The following is a 22,496-nucleotide window of genomic DNA, read 5'->3' on the forward strand; positions in this document are numbered from 1 at the left end:
AGGCGGCGTCAGCCCCGGCCCGACGTCGCGTCGTCGAGCAGGTCCAGGAACGCGCGGTAGTAGTCCTCGACGTAGTGGACGGGCGACGCGCCCCACCGATGCCCGGGGTCGCCCAGGAGGTAGCGGTCCGGCACGCGCAGGAACCGTCGCTCCGGGAGGTCCTTGCGCATCCGCGCGTACAGATACGTGAGGGTGCGGTTCGCCGCCTCCACGCGCGCGTGGTCGAACGTCGTCCCGTCGGCGCTCGCGTGCGCCCATCGCGCCTCGTGCACGACGACGCGGCCCAGGCGGCCGTGCGCCGTCGCCGTCTCGACGAAGTCGGCCCAGCCGGCCTCCCAGCGCACGAGGAAGTCCGGGGACCCGGACTCCACGCGGGTTCCCGTCGTCGCGTCTCCCCCGGCGTGCAGGAACTCCAGCGACCGGGTGGCGACCCCGCCGTCCGCGGACACGACGAGGTCGTACTGCTCGTCGACGAGGTCCACGACCACCACGTCGGCGCCGGTCGTCGCGAGCTGCCGCCGGAAGGACTTGTCCTGGTCGCGCGCGACCATGCGGCGCTGGAACGGCGACTCCACGCGCGCGAGGTCCACCCCGTCCACGCCGCGCGGCGCGAACGCCGACGCCAGCGAGCTGCGCGCGTAGTAGTCCGCGAGGCGGTACCGCTCGTCCTCCAGCGCGAACGCGTCACGCGTGACGCAGCTCCCGTGGATCAGGACGCTCCGCGTCCCGTCGCCCGACCCGGAGGTCACTTCACCGTCGGGGGCAGGACCTCGAGCGCCGCGGCGTTCTGGGCGAGGTAGTCGGCGACGGTGTCGCTGGCCATCGACGCCATCAGCGGGTCGAGCGCGGCGCGGTCGAGCACGACGATCGACTGCCCGTCCGGGCTGCGCCCGGTACCGGAGTTGGGCGCCGTCATGAACGTGACGTCGTTGGTGCTCAGGCCGCGAGCGCTCATGTAGAGGGTGCGCATCTCGTCGATGGTCAGGCCCTCGTCGGCGGCGACCGACTCGCTCACCGCGGTGAAGAAGCGCGTCATCATCGCGACGTCGTTGCGGTTGTTGTTGATCTTGCCGAGCATGGCGCGCATCCAGTTCTGCTGGCGCTGGACACGGCCGAAGTCGCCGTTGGCGAGCCCGTGGCGCTGACGCGTGTAGGTCAGGGCCTCCTCGCCGCTCATCTGGTGCACGCCGGCCTCGAAGAAGACCTTCTTGCCGTCGCCGATGTCCTCGGGGATGCGGATCTGCACGCCGCCGAGCGCGTCGGTGAGGGCGGTGAACGACTCGAAGTCCGTGACGGCGAAATGGTCGATGCGCACCCCGGTGAGCTGCTCGACCGTCTGGATCATGAGCGACGGCCCGCCGTAGGAGAACGCGGCGTTGATCTTCCCCTCGCCGTGACCGGGGATCGGGACCCACGCGTCGCGCGGGATGGAGACCACCTGCGCGGTCTCGCGGTCGGCCGGGAGGTGCACGAGCATGATCGCGTCGGTCCGCTGGGCGCCGGCCTCCCACTGCGACGGGTCGCCCGCGGAGATGCGGCTGTCGGAGCCGAGCACCAGGAAGTTCACCGCCTCGGTGGTGACGCCCTCCTCCGTCGGTGACGGCGCGGGGTCAGGACGGTTCTCGAGGCCCTCGAACGGGTCGGCGAGCTTCTCGATGTTGTCGTCGAGCCGCTTCTGGAACCACAGCGCGCCACCCACGCCACCGAGAACGAGCACCGCCAGGAGCGACCCGAGCACCACGAGCGTGGTGCGGGTGCCGCGACGACGGCGCGCGTGACGTCGCTCGCCGGGCGGCTCGGGCGTGGGGGAAGGCGGGAAGAGGGTGTCGGCCACGGGCGAATCCTACGGTCCGCACCCAGGCCGAAGGGCCCGGATCGGCCTGTCACCGGGCCTCTTCACCCGCGGTCCCCCGCCGTTTCACGGGACCCCCCGGTTTGCGGGCGGTACGATCGTGCCGTAATGAGCACGAAGTTCCTCGTCGGTCCGATGCCCTGAGGACGACGAGAGCCAGGGGGCGACATGTCCAGCACTGCCGCGAGGCATGCTCGACGTCGGTTGCCCCAGGCGCGCACCAGGACGTCGCGCGACCACCTCCTGCTCGTCACGCACCACTACGAGCCGGAGACCGGCGCTCCGCAGCGCCGCTGGGGCGCGCTCGTCCCCCGCCTCGTCGACGCGGGCATCCGTGTGAGCGTTCTCGCGCCGCCCCCGCACTACCCCGCCGGCACGCTCGACCCGGCGCACGCCGACATCCGTCCCGGGCGGGTGGAGCGTGGCCGCCACGGGGAGCGCATCCTGCGCGTCCGCTACCGCGAGCACACGAGCTCTCTCGCGTCCCGCACGGCCGACCACGTCGTGGCCGCCGCGCACTCCGTCGTCCTCGGCTGGCGGCACCTGCGCGCGCGGGCGCACCGGCCGACGGTCGTCGTCGGCACCGTCCCCGGGATCCCCAGCATGTTCGCGGCGTGGGCCCTCGCTCGCCTGTTCCGGGCCCAGTTCGTCGTCGAGATGCGCGACGCGTGGCCGGACCTCATCCGCCCGGCCGGGGTCGTCGCCGACGGTCGGGGTCAGCGGTTGCGGGCAGCCGTCGTCGCCGTCGCGCACCGTGCCATCGTCCGGCTGCAGGCTCGCAGCGACCTCGTCGTCACGACGACCGAGACGTTCGCCGAGGTCGTCGCGGGCCGCGGCGCCCCGCACGTGGGCGTGGTCCGCAACGGCACGACCTTCGGCGCCGACCGACTCGCGGACGACGTCGGCGAGGAGGTCGAGGCGCTGCCCGACGACTCCGCGCGCCTCGGCCCTCACCGGCCCTTGCGCGTCGTGTACGTGGGGACGATCGGACGGTCCCAGGGGCTCGAGGTCGCGATCCACGCCGCGGCGTCGCTCGCCGGGAGCGGCCTCCCGGTCGAGGTCCGGATCGCCGGCACCGGCGCGGACGTCCCGCATCTCACAGCCCTCGCGTCGACGCTCGGGGCGCCGGTGACGTTCCTCGGACGCGTCCCGCACTCGGACGTCCCCGCGCTGTACGCGTGGGCGGACACCGTGCTCGTGTCGCTGCGCGACTGGGAGCCGTTCCAGTGGACGGTCCCGTCCAAGCTGTACGAGACGATGGCGACGCGCCGGCACGTCACCGCGTGCCTCGCGGGCGAGGCCGCGGAGCTCGTGCTGTCCCTCGAGGCGGGCGACGTCGTCCCGCCGGGGGACGTCGCCGCTCTCGTCGCCCTGTGGTCGGGCTTCGTCCGCGAGGGTGCGGTCCCGTCGATCGGCCCGGCGGCGCAGGAGTGGGTCGCCCTCAACGCCGACGACGACGCGCTCGCCGCCCGGTACGTCGAGCTCCTCGACGGGCTGTGCCGGTGACGCCGGCTCCCGCGCGCGATCTCGCGCGCGCCCTGACCCTCGCCGCGTCCTTCGGCGTGCGCACGCTGCTCGACGACCCCGTGTGGCTTGCGATCCAGGCGGCTCGCCGAGCGCCCGGGCCGGTGCGGGCGGGCGTCGTGCGCGCCCTGCTGGCTGCACGCGAGCCCTCGGCCCGGCGCGCGCTCGGCCTGTACCTCGACGGCGCCCCCGAGGCCGCCGCCGCGTCGGCGGCCGCCCTGCTCGCCGCACCGCGACGTGGGGCGCTGGCGCGTCGGGTCGCCGCGGAGGTCGCGGTCGCCGTCGGGAGCCCGGACCTGCTCGACGGCGTCCCCCACCCCGGCCCGGCACGTCTGCGCGCGCTGTGGCACGCGGGTGACGTGGAAGCGCTGACCCGCGCGACGGCGTCGGGCCGGGCGGAGCGCCGCACGCTGCGCGCGATCCGCGCGCAGGTGCGGGCGCTGGGCCTCTCCCCCGCCGACCACGACGCGAGGACTCGCCCCGCGTCGAGGGCGAGCACCGACGTCGGGCACCCGCGCGTGCTGCACCACCTGACGAACTCGCTGCCGCACACCCAGAGCGGGTACACGCTGCGCAGCCACGCGATCCTGCGCGCGCAGCGCGAGGCCGGGCTGACCGTCTTCGCCACGACGCGTGCGGCGTACCCGGTGACCATCGGGGTCCTCGGAGCCCGGGGCGCGGACGTCGTCGACGGCGTGCGGTACGAACGGCTGCTTCCGTGGGTCCAGCGCGCCGACCCGGAGGCGCGCGCCCGGGCGGAGGTCGACCTCCTGGTGCGGGCCGGGGAGCGGTTCGCGCCCGACGTCGTGCACGCGACCACGCCGCACACGACCGGAACCGCCGCGCGGGAGGCCGCGCGCCGGCTGGGGGTGCCGTGGGTGTACGAGGTGCGCGGGCTGCCGGAGGAGACGTGGGCCGCGTCGCACCGGTCGCCGGAGGCTCGGCGGGCGGCCGAGGCATCGGGCCGGTACACGCTGATCCGCGCGAAGGAGACCGAGCTCGCGCTCGCCGCGGACCACGTCGTGACGCTCAGCGAGACGATGCGCGCCGAGCTCGTGGCGCGGGGCGTGCCGGGGGCGCGCGTCACCGTCGTGCCGAACGCGGTGCCGGAGTCGCTGCTCGAGACGACGCACCCGTCGCCCGAGGACGCCCGGGCGCGTCTCGGCCTCGTCGCGCCGGGCCCCGTGGTCGGCACGGTGAGCAGCCTCGTCGACTACGAGGGACTCGACACCGTGCTCCGCGTCGTCGCCGCCCTGCGCGCGGGCGGCGTGGACGCGACGGCGCTCGTGGTGGGCGACGGCGTCGCGCGCCCCGGCCTGCTCCGCCTCGCCGACGAGATGGGGCTGGGCGAGCACGCGGTCCTGCCCGGCCGCGTCCCGCGCGCGCTCGCGACGACGTACCTCGCCGCGCTCGACGTCGTGCTCGTCCCGCGACGAGACGACCGCGTGACCCGTCTCGTCACACCGCTCAAGCCGGTCGAGGCGATGGCGGTCGGTCGGCCCGTCGTCGCGAGCGACCTGCCCGCGCTGCGCGAGGCGGTCGGGGATGCCGGTGTGCTCGTCGCACCGGGTGAAGTTTCCGCGTGGACCGCTGCCGTGGCGGACGTGCTCGACGACGCCGCGGGGCGTCGTGCGATGCTTTCCCGCGGTCGCGGTCTCGCGGCCACCAGGACGTGGGCCGCGAACACGGCCCGGTACCGCGAGGTGTACGCACGAGCACTGGCTGGAGGGGCACGATGACATCCGCCCTCCTGCGCCGTGCTCTCGCGGGCGTGGTCGCCGCCGCCCTGCTCGTGCTCACCGGGTGCACGGCCGAGCCGGCCGACCCCGCGCCGTCGGCCACGACGTCACCCTCTGCGTCGACTCCGTCGGTGCCGCGGACCGCGGCTCCTTCGCCCACGCCGACCGGACCGCCGGACCCGCTGCCCGAGGGGCCGGTGAACGCGCTGCTCGTCGGGTCGGACTCGCGCGACCCGGCGGACCTGACGGGGAACGCCGACACCATCCTGCTCGCCCACGTGCCGGCGGACCGGGAGAAGCTGTACCTCGTGTCGTTCACGCGCGACATGTGGGTCGACATCCCCGGGCTCGGCGAGGGCAAGATCAACGCGGCGTTCGCGCCCGGCGGCACGGACACGCTCGCGCAGACCGTCTCCCAGGTGCTCGGGGGCGTCGAGATCGACTACGTGGTGCAGTCGAACTTCGCGGGCTTCATCGCGCTCACGCGTGCGCTCGACGGGTTCGAGGTCGACAACCGGCACGCGAGCACGGTGACCGTGAACAGCACAGGTCGGGTGGTGGACTTCCCCGAAGGGCGGATCACGCTCTCGGGGACGGACGGACTCATCTACGTGCGCGAGCGCAAGCGCCTCCCGCTCGGCGACCTCGACCGCACAGAACGGCAGCGCGCGGCGCTCGTCGGGATGCTCGACCGGATCGCGGAGCGCGCGGACGAGCCGGCCGTGCTGGCAGAGCTCGTCCCGATGCTCGTGCGCAACGTGAAGATCACGGGCGACCTCGACGTGGACGACGCCCTCGCGCTCGTCCCGCTCGCCGCCGAGCTCGAGCGTGAGGACGTCGTGGGGCTCATGGTGCCCGTCACCGGGTTCGGGAACCGCGGGGGTGCGTCGGTGAACCTCGTCGACGCGGCGCAGACCGCAGCGCTCGGCGAGGCGGTGCGCACGGACACGCTCGACGCGTACGTCGCGACGTACGGCACGGAGTACGCCCCCACGGGGGCGTCCTAGGATGCCGCAGATGGCCGGGAACACGAACACCGAGCAGGAGGAGCCGACGAGCGGCGACCTCTACTCGATGCTGTTCGCCGGGCCGCCGTCGACGACGGAGGTCGTCTCGGGCGGCCGGCTCACGCGCGTCGGAGCCCGGCCGCCGCTCGGGGTGTACCTGAGCCAGCTGTGGAACCGGCGGCACTTCCTGTGGGCCGAGGCGCGCGCCAAGGTCACGAGCGGGACGCGCGAGAACCTGCTGGGCACCGTGTGGCTCGTGCTCAAGCCGGTCCTCGACGGTCTGACGTACTTCCTCATCTTCGGGCTGCTGCTGCAGTCGGACCGCGGGATCGACAACTTCCTCGGCTACCTCGTCATCGGCGTCTTCCTCTTCTCCTTCACGACGCGCTGCGTCACAGGCGGGGCGAAGTCGATCTCCGCCGGTCGAAATCTCATCCGCGCCTTCGCGTTCCCCCGGGCGTCCTTGCCGATCGCCGTCGTGCTGCGCGAGATGCTCAACATGGTGCCTGTGCTCGGCGCGATGGCCGCGATCATCATCGTGCTGCCGCCCGGCGAGGAGTTCACCTGGCGCGTCGCGCTCGTGCCCGCCGTCCTCGCACTACAGGTGCTGTTCGTGACCGGGCTCTCGCTGCTTCTCGCGCGGTGTGCCGCAGTTGTGCCGGACATCAACCAGCTCATCGGGTTCGCGACACGACTGTGGTTGTACGGGTCGGCCGTGTTCTTCTCGTACGAGAAGTTCATCAGCCATCCGACGCTCCTCGCGGTCATGGAGCTCAACCCGATGTTCATGGTGCTCGACATGGTGCGCAACTGCGTGCTCTACGGGGTCACGCCGGCTCTGTCGTCGTGGCTGGGGCTCAGTGCCTGGGCCGTCGGGACGCTCGTCGTCGGCTTCCTCTTCTTCTACCGCGGGGAGGAGTCGTATGGCCGAGCTTGACCCGTTCGCCGCAGCGACGGTCGCGGTGCAGGACGTGCACGTGCGGTACCGAGTGCCCTCGACGGACGCCGCGGAGCGCCGTCGGTCCAACCGGATCGTCCGTGCCGCGAAGTCGGTGCTGGGCCAGCAGCCGATGGTTCTAGTGCGCGCGCTGTCGGGCATCTCGTTCGTCGCGCGCTCCGGGGAGCAGATCGGCCTCGTCGGCCAGAACGGCTCGGGCAAGAGCACGCTCCTGCGCATCATCGCGGGGCTCGAGCGGCCGGCCCGCGGGCGGGTGCTGTCGGAGAGCACGCCGGTGCTCATCGGGGTGAACGCGGCCCTCGTGCCCGACCTCTCGGGTGAGCAGAACGTGCGGCTCGGATGCTTGGCGATGGGCCTCACGCCGGAGCAGACCGAGAAGGCGATCCCGGACGTCGTGGAGCTTGCCGGCCTGGGGAAGTCGATCTACCTGCCGATGAAGACGTACTCCTCCGGCATGGGTGCGCGCCTGCGGTTCGCCATCGCGACCGCCGCGAACCCGCACATCATGCTCATCGACGAAGCACTCGCGACCGGCGATGCGGCCTTCCGCGAACGGAGCGAGGCGCGTATGAACCGCCTGCGGGAGAACGCCGGCACCGTGTTCCTCGTGAGCCACGCGGCCAAGACGATCGAGGAGACCTGCACGCGCGCGATCTGGCTGAACTACGGCCGGCTCGTGCTCGACGGTCCGGCGGAGGACGTGGCGCTGCGCTACCGCAAGTGGGCGTGGGCGATCGCCAAGGAGAAGCCCGACGAGGCGAAGAAGATCATCGAAGACGCGCTCGCGGAGAAGACGGAGACGCACGTGCAGATCGAGGAGCCGCCAGGGCGGCATTATCGCCCAAGGCACGAGCGGGATCCAAAGGCCCCGCTGACGACCGCGGAGGTTGCCGACGCATGACCCTCAAGATCATGACCGTCTACGGGACTCGGCCCGAGGCGATCAAGGTGGCGCCCGTGATCAAGGCACTCGAGGAGAGCCCCGACTTCGAGTCGGTGACCGTGGTGACCGGCCAGCACCGCGAGATGCTCGACCAGGTGAACGAGCTGTTCGGCATCGTGCCCGACCATGACATGAACATCATGAGCCACGGGCAGACGCTCGCGCAGATCTTCGCGCGTGTGCTGGCGGGTCTCGACCCGATCCTCGAGAAAGAGAAGCCGGCCGCTCTCATCGTCCAGGGCGACACGTCGACCTCGACGGCGGCCGCACTGGCGGCGTTCTACCGACAGATTCCAGTCGTGCACCTCGAGGCCGGGCTGCGATCGCGGAACATCATGTCGCCCTTCCCGGAGGAAGCGAACCGCAAGCTCACCACCCAGATCGCCGCCCTGCACCTCGCTCCCACCGAGACGAGCCGTGCCAACCTCCTGGCTGAAGGCATCGACCCCACGACGATCGTCGTGACCGGCAACACCGTGATCGACGCGCTCCTCATGACGGTGAGCAAGGACGTAGCCTTCACCGATCCTCGCCTCGAACACCTCGCTGTCTCTGGGCGGCGCATCCTGCTCGTCACCACGCACCGCCGCGAGAACTGGGGCGGGACGATGGAGGGTGTCGGCCGTGCTCTGGCACGGATCGCACGCGCTTTCCCAGACGTCGAGATCGTCCTGCCTGCGCATCGAAACCCCGTTGTCCGAGACGCCGTGCTCCCGCAGCTCGACGGATTCAACAACGTGACGGTCACCGAGCCGCTGCCGTACGGCGAGTTCGCGCGGCTCATGTCGCTGAGCGCGGTGATCCTCACTGACTCGGGCGGTGTTCAGGAGGAAGCGCCGAGCCTGAACAAGCCGGTGCTCGTCATGCGGGAGAACACGGAGCGCCCTGAAGCCGTCGCGGCCGGAGTCGTACGCCTCATCGGTGTCGACGAGGAGCGCATCGTGACTGAGGTCGGAACACAGATCCACGCGCGAAGACCCGTGGGCGCGTCCGCGCGCTCAAGGAACCCCTACGGAGACGGACAGAGCTCGAAAGTCGTCCTCGACGCGCTCCGTCGTTCGTTTCGTGAAGCCTTTTCCCTCTAGGCAGGAGACTCGCCGCATGAAGATCGTGATAGCCGGACTGGGCTACGTCGGAATGTCCAACGCAGTCGTCCTTGCGCAGCACCACGATGTGGTCGCGGTGGACGTCGATAAGGGCAGAGTCGATGCGGTCAACCGCCGCGAGTCGCCGATCATCGACACGGAGCTCGAGGAGTATCTGCGCGAAAAGCCGCTGTCACTCACGGCGACGACCGACGCGACCGCGGCGTACCGGGATGCGGAGCTCGTCGTCGTAGCGACGCCCACCGACTACGACCCGGACACCAACTACTTCGACACGTCGACGGTGGAGTCCGTCATCGAACAAGCACTCTCAACCAACCCCAACGTCATGGTCGTGATCAAGTCGACCGTGCCGGTCGGGTTCACGGAGCGGATGCGCGCGCAGCACACAGGTGCGGCAATAGTGTTTTCGCCCGAGTTCCTCCGCGAGGGACGCGCGCTCCACGACAACCTCTACCCCTCCCGCATCGTCGTCGGCGACCGTGGCGAGCACGGCAAGCTCTTCGCCGACCTCATGGTCGAGGGCGCCGTTGACCAGAACGCTCCCGTCCGCCTGACGGACCCGACGGAGGCCGAGGCGATCAAGCTTTTCGCCAACACGTACCTCGCCCTGCGCGTGGCCTACTTCAACGAGCTCGACACGTATGCGGCAACGCACCGGCTCAGTTCTGATCAGATCATCGACGGTGTCGGTCTGGATCCTCGCATCGGCACCCACTACAACAATCCTTCATTCGGCTACGGGGGCTACTGCCTCCCCAAGGACAGCCGACAGCTTCTCGCCAACTACCAGGACGTGCCCCAGAACCTCATCGCCGCGGTCGTCGATGCCAACACCACGCGCAAGGATTTTATCGCCGCGGACATCCTCCGCCGGGACCCGAAGGTCGTCGGCATGTACCGCCTGATCATGAAGTCGGGATCAGACAACTTCCGCGCCTCGTCAATCCAGGGCGTCATGAAGCGGATCAAGGCGAAGGGCGTCGAGGTCATCGTCTACGAACCGACTCTTGAAGAGAAAGAATTCTTCCATTCCGAGGTCGTCTACGATCTCGACGACTTCAAGCGGCGCGCAGACGTCATCGTCACAAATCGTCGTGCCGAAGTGTTGAGCGACGTGGTAGAGAAGGTTTACACCCGCGACATCTTCGGCCGCGATTGAAAGTCGAACACGAGGCCCCAAAGCACAGGAATGCGCCCCGGAACCGCAGGACAGTGGAGGACGTAGTGGTGGACGACGCCCGCTTGCGCCAGGAACTATATGAACTCCGGACAGCGCTGACCGAACTTCGGCGATCACTGGGGGGTCGTCGAGAGCACGCGATCGTCCAAGCCGGATGTGAAATCGACCCGACCGTAACCCTGTTGGGGTCACCATCGAACCCGGTCCTCGTCGGCAGGAACGTCAAGATCCTTAGGCACGGAGAACTGATCGGTCGCATCTCTATAGGAGAGGGAACATACATCAACCGATCCGCGTATATCCGAAACCAAGTCACATTAGGCCAGAACGTCAACCTCGGCCCATTCGTTAGACTCATTACAGATTCGCACGACATCGCATCCAGCGCACGCCGTGCCGGCACCAACCGCGTCGACCCGATCAGCGTAGGAAACGGCGCATGGATCGGCGCAGGAACAACCGTCCTGGGGGGTGTGCGCATCGGCGAGGGGGCGATTGTTGCCGCAGGCGCCGTCGTGGTTCATGACGTCGACGCGCACACCCTTGTTGGCGGCGTCCCTGCGACGCCTATCCGGAAACTCGAACAATAATCGCGGATTTCTCCAACATATCCACCACTTTCAACCCGACGACATCGGACAGTGCACTCGTCGCCCCGCGATCTAGCGAGAGCGGTCTCCACCAACGAGGTAGCCAGACCCCAAAGAAATCTGACAGCCTGGGGACCTACCGCCGCGCCCAGTCGACTGCAATACCCAGCGCACCGATGAAACGGTCGGTGTCGGGCGGCCGGTGAATCGAACCGTCATCGTATTCAAGGACCCGAAGTGATCCCGCGCGACCACTGCTCATCAGAGCCCGGGCAAACGGCTCGAAATGCTGCTGGTGGTGATGATCTTTTACGTTCGTCGCATATAGGACCCGCGTGCCACCGAGACGCACGTGACGCCTGAGCGCCGATAGGCGGTCACCCAGTGGCAGCGTCCAGTCCATGTCCGTTCCAAGGTCCTCGAGGCGAGGTGGCCATAGCTCCGGAAGTACCGCATCAAGGTACTGCCGCTGAGCCCATACGCTTCCGTTCGGTAGGACATAACGATAAATCTCGGTTTGTGGATTGAAGACCAGCGCCACGGAACCCCGGACGAGCGCGGAAGTCTGAAGTGCCGCAAAACCGCCACCAGAGGAACCACTCAGGATCAAATTATTTACACCGAGCCGGTCCGCAACGGTCGCCGCCCAATCAGCGAGCAGCGGCCAGAGATCAGTCCTCACGTCGCCTGTAAACCAGGACAATTGGAGCGAATTGTTCACGTGAAGCCACGGGTCCGTCAATCCAAGGTAGCTGTAACCAGCCTCAACAATGGTCCGACACCGCTCGAAGCGTGGCAAGGAGAACTTCTTTCGGTCAAGCGCACCGTGGAAGGACACGACCAACGTGTCCGAACCTTGATCGACAACGAGCGCATCGAGAGGCAAACCGCCGCCCACCATGTGACGGTATCTCACTGTCTTCCCCGCGGGACGCACGTCACGGAAGGACAAAACGGGTGTCTCGACCAACTTCAGCGCGTCGAGCTCGTCAACAATTCTCCGCATCTACTTCTCTCCCGCATCAAGGTGCCGAGGCGCCAAGCATGGCCGGTCGAGCACCAAGGAATGTGCCCTCTACTACAGGTCTAGGAACTCGAGAGTCTCGCCATCAACCTTTGATTGACGTCTCGTACGCGAAACAAAATGCCAGCCATCGTCCGCGATCGCCGCATAGTCGCTCTCTAAGAGGGCGCCGACATCACTCGCAATCGGAGTCACTTCCTGGACGGCCTTCCGCAACGGATAGTCCCCAAAATTCGACCAGGCCCCGATGCCAAGATTCGATCCGTACTGCAACCCGGCTGAGCCGTGCTTCCCAACTCCAAAGCACGGTGTGCCCGTTGCCATACTTAGCGCCGCGAAGCGACCCGCTCCGACAGAGAATGTCGCACGCCGCGTTATTCGCTCGACTTCGGTGGGAGAGACCCAGCCACTAAACCGAAAGGAGACATTGCTGAACTGTCCGGTGAGGGCTCCGAGAAATTCTTCCATTCCACCACGCTCATCCCCATCCCCGAGAAAAATGATCTCCCAGGACACGCCACGTCTCTCGGCCAGTGCTGGCACCAACTCGGAGAAGACTTCGCGCTGCGCAACCTTGTCAGATTCTAGTCTTCCCGCCGATACAACGCGACCAGTGCCGGTGGATAGCTTGTCAGAGAGCGGCCTGCGGGGCGCATCAAGATACTCATCCAGAATACCGTTCGGGATCATCTCAACACGCCATGGATCGATTGCGCAGTAGCCGGTGAGCAGCTCTACAATAGAGGGACTCACACCTGCAAATTTCCTAACGTCACCTCGCCAATAGGCTGCGCCATCCGCATAGTACCCATGGAACATTACGTACAGCGGGCAGTTTATCAGACGAGAGATCTCAAGCCCGAAGATTCTGGAAGCTTGCGGCGAGGCATAAACAATATCCGGGCGTACGCCACTGTCGGCTACGGCGCGAGCGAAATGTACGGGATCAGCCCAGTCAGTTTCGATGATCTGAGCCCCAAGCCCGGAACACGCATCTGCGAACGGGCCTTTCTTACAGACAACGTCGACCTCATGGCCGGCATTCCTGAGTGCTCTGACGGTTGCCAACGTGTTCTCATGTAGTCCACCCCAGTTGGCCACCGTGAAAACTGAAACCAGAACACGTGCCATTGTTAGGACCTTCCAGCGATAGGCGTCTCGAGGCCAAGTCCTACACTCGAGAGCAGATCACGGCAACGCTGCACCCAATCCAGCGTGACACTCTCGCCAAGGTCAATCGCAATGCTCGCGGCGTGGAAATGCTGGGCGAACAGCACGCCGACCGCCAAGGCGCCGACGGGCGCCCGGCACTCGTGGCTGGCGTCGAAAGCGGGAGAATTGGTACCCACAAGAGCTCCTCGATGATGCAAAAGGGCCCCGCGGAACGCAGTTGAGTCGGCGATGTAAATCCGGCGACTTTCGAGAGGGAGGGCAGAAAAGCTCTGCCTCGCCCGTGAAGACATCGACTTCCAGCGCACCGTCACCCGACGGAATGGGCTTTGGCCCCTCGTCAATATTGTGCGGGAAGACCCTTGCAGGTTCACAAAAGCGCTGTACGGCACTCGCAGTTACAATGTTCACACGGTGCGCAAACTCGACGGTACCGCCCATGTACTCACCAAAGAGGAGGGTTGACGCCACCGCAACGCGATTGTGGTCGACGCTGGTTGGAATCACGTCGAGCGAAAGTCGTTTCCTCCTAGGGGATCCGTCCCAGCGGCCCGGTGAGCCAGCTTCAAGGACCGCTCCGTGCGTCGACGTCTCTTGCCATGAGATCTTCATTCAGAATCCTGTTCCATCCCGCGCGGTCATCGCTCCACTACCCACGTCAGTGCCGAGCCCGAGTCCGCGATCTCCTGCGCAGCTAGTTCCGCGTCCCTTCTGTCGTCATGAAGAGATCCCGTGATGACAAGTGGCTTCTCCCCCGCGCGAGATACAGAACCCAGCATGAACCGCTGTGTCCCCCGAAACTTCCGTCGGTGCATTGCGATCGTTACGTGTTGCGAACCCACTGAGCTCGGGATTGCGGCGAGACACTCCCGTAGAATTGCGGAACGCTCGCGCTGGCGAACCTCTGCGTCACTGATCGATACCCGATTTGGACCAATCCGACGACCCCCGAACACCTCATATGAGACGCCAGACGCAGCAAGCTGGGGCAAATCTTCCCAAGGGACGTCCCGAAACAATGTACCCGAAATCACGGGACCCACCTCGGTCCTAATCTCGTACTGAAACTCGGTACGGCGTGATGAACTGAGGCGAAGGGCAGAGTCTTCAGTCAACGTCCCGCGAACAAGCACATGCCGGTACGCAAGATGGTCCGGCAGATAGGGCACGACGCTGCCCTCGAGGTCATCCTTCTCGGGAACACGCGGCCAAGGGGCGCTCTTGCCGCTTGAAGCCTGGTTCTGACGATGTGCGGAGTCCCCTTGCGCCTTGTACCAATTGTTGGTCAGGATTGCCGCGAGTTTCTGCCCATCCCCGTCGCTCACTGTAACCTGTCGGCTGTGCATCCGTCGGAGAAAGAGCACCCGTCCGACATGAGCCCATTTGACGCCTGCGTTCATTAGGCGGACGGCGAGGTTATGGTCAACAGCGGAGGTGAGTTGCTCGTCATATCGCACGCGGTGGATCAGTTCCCTCTCCAGGAGCCACGTCGAGTGGCCGGGGGCCGCGCCCGTGTTGAAGACCGTCGACGGCTCGAACTCCTTCTTCGACACATTCAGCGCGAGTTCACCGGACACGTCGTCAAAGTTCACCCATGATCCAAAGGTCGCCTGCACGCCAGGCCTAATTGCATTGAGCGACCGCTCGAGACGTGTTGGCATCATAATGTCGTCGTCATCATGGACGGCGATGTACCTACCACGCGCCCGATCCGTCCCAAGATTTCGCGCAGCCGAGATCCCCTTGGGCTCTTGCGAAAAGACACGCACTCGGCGGTCACCGATCTTGTCGAGGACTTCCAACGTATCGTCACTCGAACCGTCGTTCACAACGACTACTTCGAAGTCTTGGACTGATTGGGCCAGTACCGAGTTGATTGACTCGCGCAGATATTCCCCGCGATCGCGAGTCGCAATCACGACACTGACTAGTGGTGCTGCGACCATTGCATTTCGCGCGCGCGTATTGCGCAGAACCGTCGGATCGTTCTTGACGATTTGTGTGTTGGCGTCGACGGCCTCCTTGACCACGGTAGAGGTCTCGATCGCTGCACGGCTCGGGGGGTGCCACATGTGGTACATGCGTACGGACGGGTCATCCCGCCACACAATGCGAAGCCCAGAGCGCTGACAGCGCTGGGCAAAGTCAAGATCTTCGCCACCGTAGGTGTGCATGCGTTCGTCATAGCCTCCGACCGAAGCGAAAGCCCGACGCGTCGTGGCGAAGAGGCCTCCCATGCCCCATCGAGGTCGCAGCCTAGATTGAGTTTCGAAGTCTTCCCAAGTAAATCCTGCCTCGGCCACAGTTTCGCTGCTGTACTGCTGCGGGAGATCTCTGCACTGAATCGCCACCGCAGAGTTGGGGGACCGGCGGACGGAGGTGGCCACTTGCGCAAGGCTTCCGGGGCTGAAGAGCATGTCTGCATCGGTTGCCATGATTACGTCACCCCGGGCAACCTCGAATCCTCGGTTTAGTGCTCGCGATCTCGCCCAGACATCCGAGTGGGTATAGACATACTTTGCTCCGGCATTCTCTGCAACTTTCTGAACACTAGCAGCGTCGGATGAGCCAAAGTCCGAGACAATGGCCTCATAGCCTGTCCCCGCGAATGCTCCCTTGAGCGCCTTGAGACAGAGTTCCAGTCGACCCAAGCCCCAGTCGCGAAAGCCGATGACGATCGAAGTGTGAGCCGCCTGGTCTGTCATGCCCCTACCTTCCCGGGCTGTCCAATTGCCTGAACCTGCTTAATTCCTACCGATTGGTCTGCGGGCACGGATTGCGCAATCGTCCTAGTGATGGATTGTTGCGGGTCTGAGCCGTACGCACCCCATGCGTAGACCGCGATCTCCACCTCGGTCAGCAGTTGACTGTTGGACTCCAAAGGTGGTAGCTGCCACTGGCCTTGCGCTCCTACCGCGGGGTTGTATGAGTACATCCCGCCCATGACGCTCGAGTATGTCCACCCGGACCCCAAGGCCATTCGGGTCGTGGCTTTACCATTGATTCGACGCACAACGGCGATAAGGCTCTTTTCTTTTAATAGCTGTGTCGTACGGAGTTCGATCGTCGCTTTGGGGCTTGGCAGTCCAAGTGCGAACGTGATCTCAATGCCTCCGTGACGATTCCCGACGGCGGCACTCGAATTGCCGGGTTTGCGAGCAACGGCTGCGTCCGGGGCACTGGCCATACGTGGGCGGCGAACTCGTGCAACTACTTTTCGAAGGTTGGCGCGCGCTTGGCGGAACTTTTGCAACTTAAGCCTCCACAATTTCGGTCCGCCGCTTCGATGTTCCGGCAAAATCTAGGATGGGCACGGCGTGCTCGCCGCGGAGAATTTCGGTGAATGCACTATGTGCAACCAGAACGACGAGGAGGTCGAACTCTTCGAGGTTGAGCTCCTCTGGGCGGCGGGTCAGTTTCGCAGTTTCCAGACCCGAAGGCAAGTGTTCGATATGTGGTTCGACGACGACTAATTGCGTCACAGATTCGTCTAGATCCGCAAGGAGCGTCGTCGCGATCTCGACCGATGGGGATTGTCGCAGGTCATCAATATTTGGCTTGAACGTCAGGCCCATTATTGCGATCCGCTGCGGTCGCTTCGCGCGCACAAAGGAGAGCACCTCGTCAATGACGTGACGTGGCTTTGCATCGTTTACTTCCCTCGCGGCGCGGATGATCCGCGCCCGTTCCGGCGCCGCATCCACGATGAACCACGGGTCAACCGCGATGCAGTGGCCGCCGACGCCCGGCCCCGGCTGCAGGATGTTGACTCGCGGGTGGTGGTTCGCGAGCCGGATGAGCTCCCACACGTCGATGCCGAGATCTGCCGAGATGAGGGACAGCTCGTTCGCGAACGCGATGTTGACGTCGCGGTAGGAGTTCTCGACGAGCTTCGCCATCTCGGCCGTCACCGCGTCGGTGAGCAGGATCTCGCCCTGGCAGAAGACCTGGTAGAGCTCCTTGGCGTGCTCCGCGGCCGCCGCGGTGAGCCCACCGACGATCCGGTCGTTCGTCACCAGCTCGATCATCACGCGGCCAGGAAGCACGCGCTCGGGGCAGTGCGCCACGTGGATGACCGCGCGGCCCTCAGAGCCGTCGAGGGACAGGTCCGGGCGGGCGGCGAGGATCCAGTCTGCCATCTGCTGCGTGGCCTGCGGCGGCGAGGTCGACTCGAGGATCACCAGTGCGTCTGCTGACAGGTGCGGCGCGATGGCCCCGGCCGCGGCCTGGATGTACGAAAGATCGGGCTTGTGCCCGTCCGTGAACGGCGTCGGGACGGCGACGATGAACGCGTCGGCCGGCTCGGGCTTCGTCGTCGCCCGCAGCGTCCCCTGGGTCACCGCTCCGGCGACGTACGTCGCTAGGTCGGGCTCCACGAAGGGCACGTCGCCGCGGTTCACGGCTTCTACCGTGCGCTCGTTGATGTCCACGCCGATGACGTTCACGCCGTTCGACGCGAGAATCGCCGCCGTCGGGAGCCCGATATAGCCGAGCCCGACGACGCACACAGTGGTGCTGGTCATGATTCCCCTCAGACGAGGACGTGCGCGTCTGCACGCCCGTAGAACTGCACCTCACCGCTCGCGAGCAGCTCGGCGTCGGTGACGTTCCACGTGTGCGCGCCGCCGGTGCGCACCTGGACGAAGTTGAAGCGGTCAGCCGAGAACACGCGTGCCCCGGCGTCCACCGCCGATCGTAGGAAGCCGGTGTCCTCGCCACGTGCCAAATGGGCGAATTTCACCCGCTCGGCGAGCGAGCGGTCGGCCACGATCGTCGGGCCCATCACGAAGTCCGTGTACCGGTGCTCGCGCTCGGCGAACCGCAGCACGGTCGCGTCGAGCGCCGCCACATACATGTAGTGCGCCTGCTTGCCGACCACGTCGGCGCCGGAGTACGCCATCGCGTCGAGCTGGTCAGAGAGGTAGTGCACGCCGTAGAGGTCGTCGTCGTCCATCTTCGCGACGACGTCCCCGTCGGACGCCACGACGAGCCGGTTGAGACACTCCCCCAGCGACACGTCGGTTCCCGCACGGAGGAGCACGAGGTCCTCGACCCCGGCCTCCTTCGCTCGCACGCGCACGTCCCCCTCGTCCACGTCGAACCCGTGCACGAGCAGCGCGAGCTGCACGTCGACGTCGCGCTGTGCGCCGACCTTCCGCAGGACGTGGTCGAGCTGACCGGGCCGGTTCGTCGACACGAGAGCGCTCACACCCGGGCGACGCACCGTCGGGGACGCTGCCAACCCGACGTCGTGCAGCACACGCTGCACCCGGGCGCCGTAGGTGTGCTCGCGCCAGATACGCCGCTGCCCACGATGGGTGGCACGGTCGCGCAGCTCCCGCGAGCGCACGAGCGCGCGGATCGTGTGCTCCGCCTCGGCACGCTCCCCCACCACGAATACCTCGTCCGGCGGGAAGAACTCACCGATCGCCGCACTCGGAGTCGTCACCATCGGCGTTCCGCACGCCGTGATCTCGAAGACCCGGCGCGCGCACATGCTCGGTGAATCGACCACCGAGTTCACGTTGAGGAAGACCTTGTACTCGCGATACGCCGTGAGCATCCGGTCGTACTCGAGCGACCCCACCACGTGCGCTCCGAGCGGCGCGGGGAACTGGTAGCGCTCGTCCCCGCCCTGGAAGCGCGAGAAGATATCGAGCCCGTGCTCCATGCGCGGCGAGACGTCGGCCGCGGCACCGAGCAGCAGGTCCATCTGCGCGCGGCGCTCCGGGTACTTGTGCGCGAAGTACATGCCGCCGAACGCGACGTCACCGCTCGGCCCGTCCCCGTGCGCGCGCACCGGGTTGTGGATCGCCGGCTGCGCACCGAAGGCGAGCACGCCCACGCGGTCGTGGCCGAGCCGCTCGCGGTACGCATCCACGCGTCCGACGTCGGTCGTGTACACGTGGTCGAACAGAGCCGCGGCGTCGAGGAAGTCCTCGAAGTGCACCGGGTCTTCCTTGTTCCAGAAGACCGTCGGCACGCCGCGCTCACGGCATGCGGCGAGGAGCTCCACGAGGGCCGGTCGGGGCGCCGTCGGGCCCGTCAGGTGGTACTGCCACGCGCCCGCGTTGCCGTTCCACGCCGACTCGACGAAGAGCAGGTCGAGACCCGGGCTGTCACCATCGCGCGACGCGTCGAGCTCCGTCCGCCACGACTGCGGCGTCAGGGCCACCTGGTCCCACTCGAACCCGAACGCGAGGCGGGAGAAGTCGTCGAGGACCACGCCGACGCGCAGCGACGGCCGCACCACCGGACGCTCGACGGGTGTCCACGGCTCGAACGTCACACCACTCTGCGTGCGGATCGCACCCTGCGCGCCCGCCGGCCTCGCGATGCTGCGTCGACGGAGATACGTCTGCAACTGGGACAAACCGCCGCGGCGAAGGTGCCAGAGGGCCTTGCGCGCCTCGTCGAGGCGGGAGCCCCCGCGTGCCGTCACTGTCACCGTCTCGCTCGATCCACGGTCGTTGCCCGTGCGCACCGACCGCGCACATGGTACCGCCGTGCCGGTAGTCGACCGGAACGCGTCCAGGCGCCTCGGCCGACGTGAACACGTCAGTTCACCCAGCGCCGTTCTGCAGCGATCCAGCGTCCGTCGTCAACACCGTGCCCGAGGACAGGATCCGCGAACGCGACCACGGCATCGACGACAGGCGCGAACTCCGCCGGAAGGTGATCGCCGTCAGGGCCGAGGTTGCGGCGGAACGCGGCGAAGGTCGCCGACCGCAGCGCCACGAGGTCGCCGACCGACTCCGAGAGCGGGCGCAGTGCGACGCCTCGGAACCCTGCCGTCGCGTCGAGCGCCGTTCGGACGGCACGGGCCGTCAGGTCGTGGGTATGGACGAGCGAGTAGATGTCGACCCAGTCGCGCACCCTGGTGCTGGCCGGTCCGAGATCGAGCGCCGTCGAGATCTTCTCCGCGAGCACCGTCTCGACCGGGTACCCGAGCATGCGCACCGGTTCTGCTCCCGGACGCAGGGCGGGAAGCTCCACCACCTGGGGATCAGGCGTGACCGGGTCACCGAAGTTGATGTCGAGCCTCAGCTTGAGCCGTGCCGTCCCGAGCCCGGCTTCCATCGTGACGCGAACGCCCGAGTAGAGCGCGTCGTCACGGATGATCACAGTCCTGACGGTGTTCGGCAGGAACTCCACGCCGTCGTCGGGTTCGTCGATCGCTGCGATCTCAGCCACGCGGGCGGCGACCACCTTCTCGTCGGCAGCCATGTTGCGGGCCAGTGCGTCCGCGTCGACCGTGGGTCGGCGCGTGCCGAAGGCCGCGAGCAGCATGCCGCCCTTGAGTACGAAGTCCTCGGCGTACGGCGAGCGTGCGAGCCGGGCCAGCCACCGCTCGACGACGTACATGGTCAGCAGGTCCTGTGTACGCCGACCTTCGCGGCGCGCACTGTTCTGCAGGTCGAGGTAGGCCCGACCGGATGCCGAGTCGCGGCGCGGGCGGCTCATCGCGCGCTCACCACGTCGAGGGCGGCTCGCACGGGCCCGAACACGTCCAGAGCCTTGGCGTACTCGAGCAGGAGCGCCGGCCGAGCGCCGGGGGCGTGGAGGTAGCGGTTGAGGGCCGCGTGGGCCACCGGCTCGCCGAACCGACCGCGCAGGCGCATCAGGTCGACGACGGTACGGCCCCGGTCGTAGATCCGGACGTTCTCTCCTGGTGCCGCCTCGACCTCGTCGATCCCGAGCTCGAACGTGTCCGGGTCGAAGCGGAGCACGGTCGTCGGAGGGAACGCGATGCGGACCGCGTTGTGCGCCGCAGAGACGGCGATCTGCACCGTCGGTTCCAGCTCGTCCGTCAGGTCATGGACCGCGGCAGCAGTCACGCAGCACACGATCGCGCGCGGTGCTCGGTGAGCGACCGCCAGCAGGTCGGGGTAGGTCGCCTGGGGCGCGTCCGCTCTCCGGTACACGGCGCGCGAGAGCTCGATGATGTCGCCGTCGTCACGCCACCGGTACAGGTCGCGAGGGTGGACGCCGAGCTCGCGTGCGGTCTTCGTCGTAAAGGTCGCGGGCAGCGACCCCAGAGCGGTCCCCATGGATAGAAACCATACAGGCTGACCTCTATCGTGGATGGTTTCTATCCACCCGACCCAGTGCGCATCAGGGGACGTACGCCACGACCACGTGGCCGTCGCCGCGCACCGTCAGCGGCCCCGCCGCGTGCGGCACGAGCACGGACTCCCCGCGCGCGAGCCGCAGCTCGCCGTCCGCCCCGGCTGCCAGCACCACCTCCCCGGCGAGGCACAGGACGACGCGCGGGCCGGCGTCGGGCAGCGCGACCGCACCGCCCGCGCGCACGCGCCCAGCAGTGAGCGCGAACTCCGCGACCGGCGGCCGGTACGTCGAGAGCCCGGACCCGGCGTCGACCGACACCCGCGGGCGGGCTGCCGGCCCAGGGGCGCACGTGGCGCACTCGAGCAGCGCGTCGACGTCCACGCGCTTCGTGGTGAGCCCCGCGCGCAGCACGTTGTCGGAGCTCGCCATGACCTCCACCGCGCACCCCGACAGGTACGCGTGCACGTGCCCCGACGGCACGAACATCGACTCCCCTGGCTCGAGCGTCACCCGGTTGAGCAGGAGCGAGACGACCGCGCCCGGGTCGCCCGGGTGCTGCTCCGCGAGGCTGAGCACGGTCGCGTCGGCGCGCCGCGACCGCAGGGCCTGCCGGGAGCGGACCGAGGCGACGGTCCGCTCGAGGTCGGCCGCGACGTCGGGCCCCGAGCGCGCGTGCAGCGCGAGCGTGAACGCGTCCCGGACCCCGGCCTCCGTGGGACGCGCCGCGAGGGCCGCGCGCATGCGGGCGACGAGCTCGCCGTCAAGGCCGTCGAGCAGCTCGAGCGCACGCTGCGGCCGCCGGAACCCCGACAGCCCTTCGAACCGGGTCATCGCGACGACCATCTCCGGCTTGTGCTGGTCGTCGTGGAAGCTGCAGATCGGCGAGTCGCGCGGCACGCCCTCGCGGTTCTCCCGGTTGAACCCCGCGCGGGCCCGGTGGGGGTGCGGGTGCACCTGCAACGACAGGGCGCGCTCGGCCGCGAGCACCTTGAGCAGGAACGGCAGCCGCGGCCCGTACGTGTCGAGCACGCGCGTGCCCAGCACGGCGGCGGGCTCCGCCCGCACGAGGTCCAGCAGCGTGCCCGACGACGCGGTCCCGGCTCCCTGGTCCGCGTCGCCGCGCACGGGGGCGAGCGACGAGGGCGCGAGCGGGTGCGCCCCCATCCACAGCTCGGCCGCGGGTCGGCCGTCGGCCTCCAGGCCCAGGAGGTCCTGGAGGGCCGACGTCGACCCCCAGTCGTACCGCTGGACGGTGTTGTCGAGCCGGTAGAACGCGGCCGTCCCCCGCGCCGCGCTCATCGACCCACCGTCGTCGCCCCGTGCCACGCCT

Annotated in this window: 18 protein-coding genes; 8 read left to right on the forward strand and 10 right to left on the reverse strand. The window is 67.5% G+C overall.

Annotation, left to right across the window (positions count from 1 at the left end; all coding sequences use genetic code 11):
- Positions 1-8 precede the first annotated feature (8 nt).
- Entirely contained in the window at positions 9-749 is a 741-nt protein-coding gene (locus tag V5D56_RS19700; RefSeq protein WP_435736954.1) for a DUF6270 domain-containing protein, read from the reverse strand.
- The gene (locus tag V5D56_RS19705) at positions 746-1,834 is read right to left on the reverse strand and encodes an LCP family protein (protein ID WP_435736955.1); all 1,089 of its coding nucleotides are present in this window, start codon (positions 1,832-1,834) and stop codon (positions 746-748) included. Before V5D56_RS19705 ends, V5D56_RS19700 begins: the two co-directional genes overlap by 4 nt.
- A 222-nt stretch (positions 1,835-2,056) precedes the next feature.
- Here V5D56_RS19705 and V5D56_RS19710 point away from each other — a divergent pair, with 222 nt between their 5' ends.
- From V5D56_RS19710 to V5D56_RS19745, 8 genes are all read left to right on the forward strand, one after another.
- A complete protein-coding gene (locus V5D56_RS19710) occupies positions 2,057-3,358 on the forward strand; it encodes a glycosyltransferase family 4 protein (protein WP_435736956.1) in 1,302 nt (433 codons plus the stop codon).
- Positions 3,355-5,115, forward strand: a complete 1,761-nt coding sequence (locus V5D56_RS19715) for a glycosyltransferase family 4 protein (protein ID WP_435736957.1) — start codon at positions 3,355-3,357, stop codon at positions 5,113-5,115. The genes V5D56_RS19710 and V5D56_RS19715 overlap by 4 nt, the downstream gene beginning before the upstream one ends.
- Positions 5,112-6,122: an LCP family glycopolymer transferase gene (locus tag V5D56_RS19720; protein WP_435736958.1), complete on the forward strand. Its 1,011-nt coding sequence runs from the start codon at positions 5,112-5,114 to the stop codon at positions 6,120-6,122. The genes V5D56_RS19715 and V5D56_RS19720 overlap by 4 nt, the downstream gene beginning before the upstream one ends.
- 10 nt (positions 6,123-6,132) lie before the next feature.
- Positions 6,133-7,059 carry an ABC transporter permease gene (locus tag V5D56_RS19725; protein WP_435736959.1) on the forward strand — a complete coding sequence of 309 codons (927 nt, stop codon included), beginning with the start codon at positions 6,133-6,135 and terminating at the stop codon, positions 7,057-7,059.
- A complete protein-coding gene (locus tag V5D56_RS19730; RefSeq protein ID WP_435736960.1) occupies positions 7,046-7,981 on the forward strand; it encodes an ABC transporter ATP-binding protein in 936 nt (311 codons plus the stop codon). The genes V5D56_RS19725 and V5D56_RS19730 overlap by 14 nt, the downstream gene beginning before the upstream one ends.
- Complete coding sequence (wecB, locus tag V5D56_RS19735) at positions 7,978-9,108, forward strand: non-hydrolyzing UDP-N-acetylglucosamine 2-epimerase (RefSeq protein WP_435736961.1); 1,131 nt, start codon at positions 7,978-7,980, stop codon at positions 9,106-9,108. Before V5D56_RS19730 ends, wecB begins: the two co-directional genes overlap by 4 nt.
- Positions 9,109-9,124: 16 nt before the next feature.
- The gene (locus V5D56_RS19740; protein ID WP_435736962.1) at positions 9,125-10,291 is read left to right on the forward strand and encodes a nucleotide sugar dehydrogenase; all 1,167 of its coding nucleotides are present in this window, start codon (positions 9,125-9,127) and stop codon (positions 10,289-10,291) included.
- 68 nt (positions 10,292-10,359) lie between these two features.
- Positions 10,360-10,902, forward strand: coding sequence for an acyltransferase (locus tag V5D56_RS19745; protein ID WP_435736963.1), 543 nt, complete (start codon positions 10,360-10,362; stop codon positions 10,900-10,902).
- Positions 10,903-11,038: 136 nt separating this feature from the next.
- On the opposite strand, the gene V5D56_RS19750 is transcribed toward V5D56_RS19745, so the two are convergent.
- The 8 genes from V5D56_RS19750 to manA all read right to left on the reverse strand — a co-directional run bounded on the left by V5D56_RS19750 (position 11,039) and on the right by manA (position 22,465).
- Entirely contained in the window at positions 11,039-11,800 is a 762-nt protein-coding gene (locus V5D56_RS19750; protein WP_435736964.1) for a hypothetical protein, read from the reverse strand.
- Positions 11,801-11,980: 180 nt separating this feature from the next.
- On the reverse strand, positions 11,981-13,057 hold the full coding sequence (locus V5D56_RS19755) for a glycosyltransferase (RefSeq protein WP_435736965.1): 1,077 nt from the start codon (positions 13,055-13,057) through the stop codon (positions 11,981-11,983).
- Between the two features lie 677 nt (positions 13,058-13,734).
- Positions 13,735-15,801, reverse strand: a complete 2,067-nt coding sequence (locus tag V5D56_RS19760) for a glycosyltransferase (RefSeq protein ID WP_435736966.1) — start codon at positions 15,799-15,801, stop codon at positions 13,735-13,737.
- 549 nt (positions 15,802-16,350) lie between these two features.
- The gene (wecC, locus tag V5D56_RS19765) at positions 16,351-17,619 is read right to left on the reverse strand and encodes a UDP-N-acetyl-D-mannosamine dehydrogenase (RefSeq protein ID WP_435736967.1); all 1,269 of its coding nucleotides are present in this window, start codon (positions 17,617-17,619) and stop codon (positions 16,351-16,353) included.
- An 8-nt stretch (positions 17,620-17,627) separates the two neighbouring features.
- The gene (locus V5D56_RS19770) at positions 17,628-19,385 is read right to left on the reverse strand and encodes a glycosyltransferase family protein (protein WP_435736968.1); all 1,758 of its coding nucleotides are present in this window, start codon (positions 19,383-19,385) and stop codon (positions 17,628-17,630) included.
- Between the two features lie 269 nt (positions 19,386-19,654).
- Positions 19,655-20,560, reverse strand: coding sequence for a nucleotidyl transferase AbiEii/AbiGii toxin family protein (locus V5D56_RS19775; protein ID WP_435736969.1), 906 nt, complete (start codon positions 20,558-20,560; stop codon positions 19,655-19,657).
- Positions 20,557-21,147, reverse strand: coding sequence for a type IV toxin-antitoxin system AbiEi family antitoxin domain-containing protein (locus V5D56_RS19780; protein ID WP_435736970.1), 591 nt, complete (start codon positions 21,145-21,147; stop codon positions 20,557-20,559). Before V5D56_RS19780 ends, V5D56_RS19775 begins: the two co-directional genes overlap by 4 nt.
- A 64-nt stretch (positions 21,148-21,211) precedes the next feature.
- On the reverse strand, positions 21,212-22,465 hold the full coding sequence (gene manA, locus V5D56_RS19785; RefSeq protein WP_435736971.1) for a mannose-6-phosphate isomerase, class I: 1,254 nt from the start codon (positions 22,463-22,465) through the stop codon (positions 21,212-21,214).
- Positions 22,466-22,496 lie beyond the last annotated feature (31 nt).

Source organism: Cellulosimicrobium sp. PMB13 (assembly GCF_051294865.1).
GTDB lineage: Bacteria > Actinomycetota > Actinomycetes > Actinomycetales > Cellulomonadaceae > Cellulosimicrobium.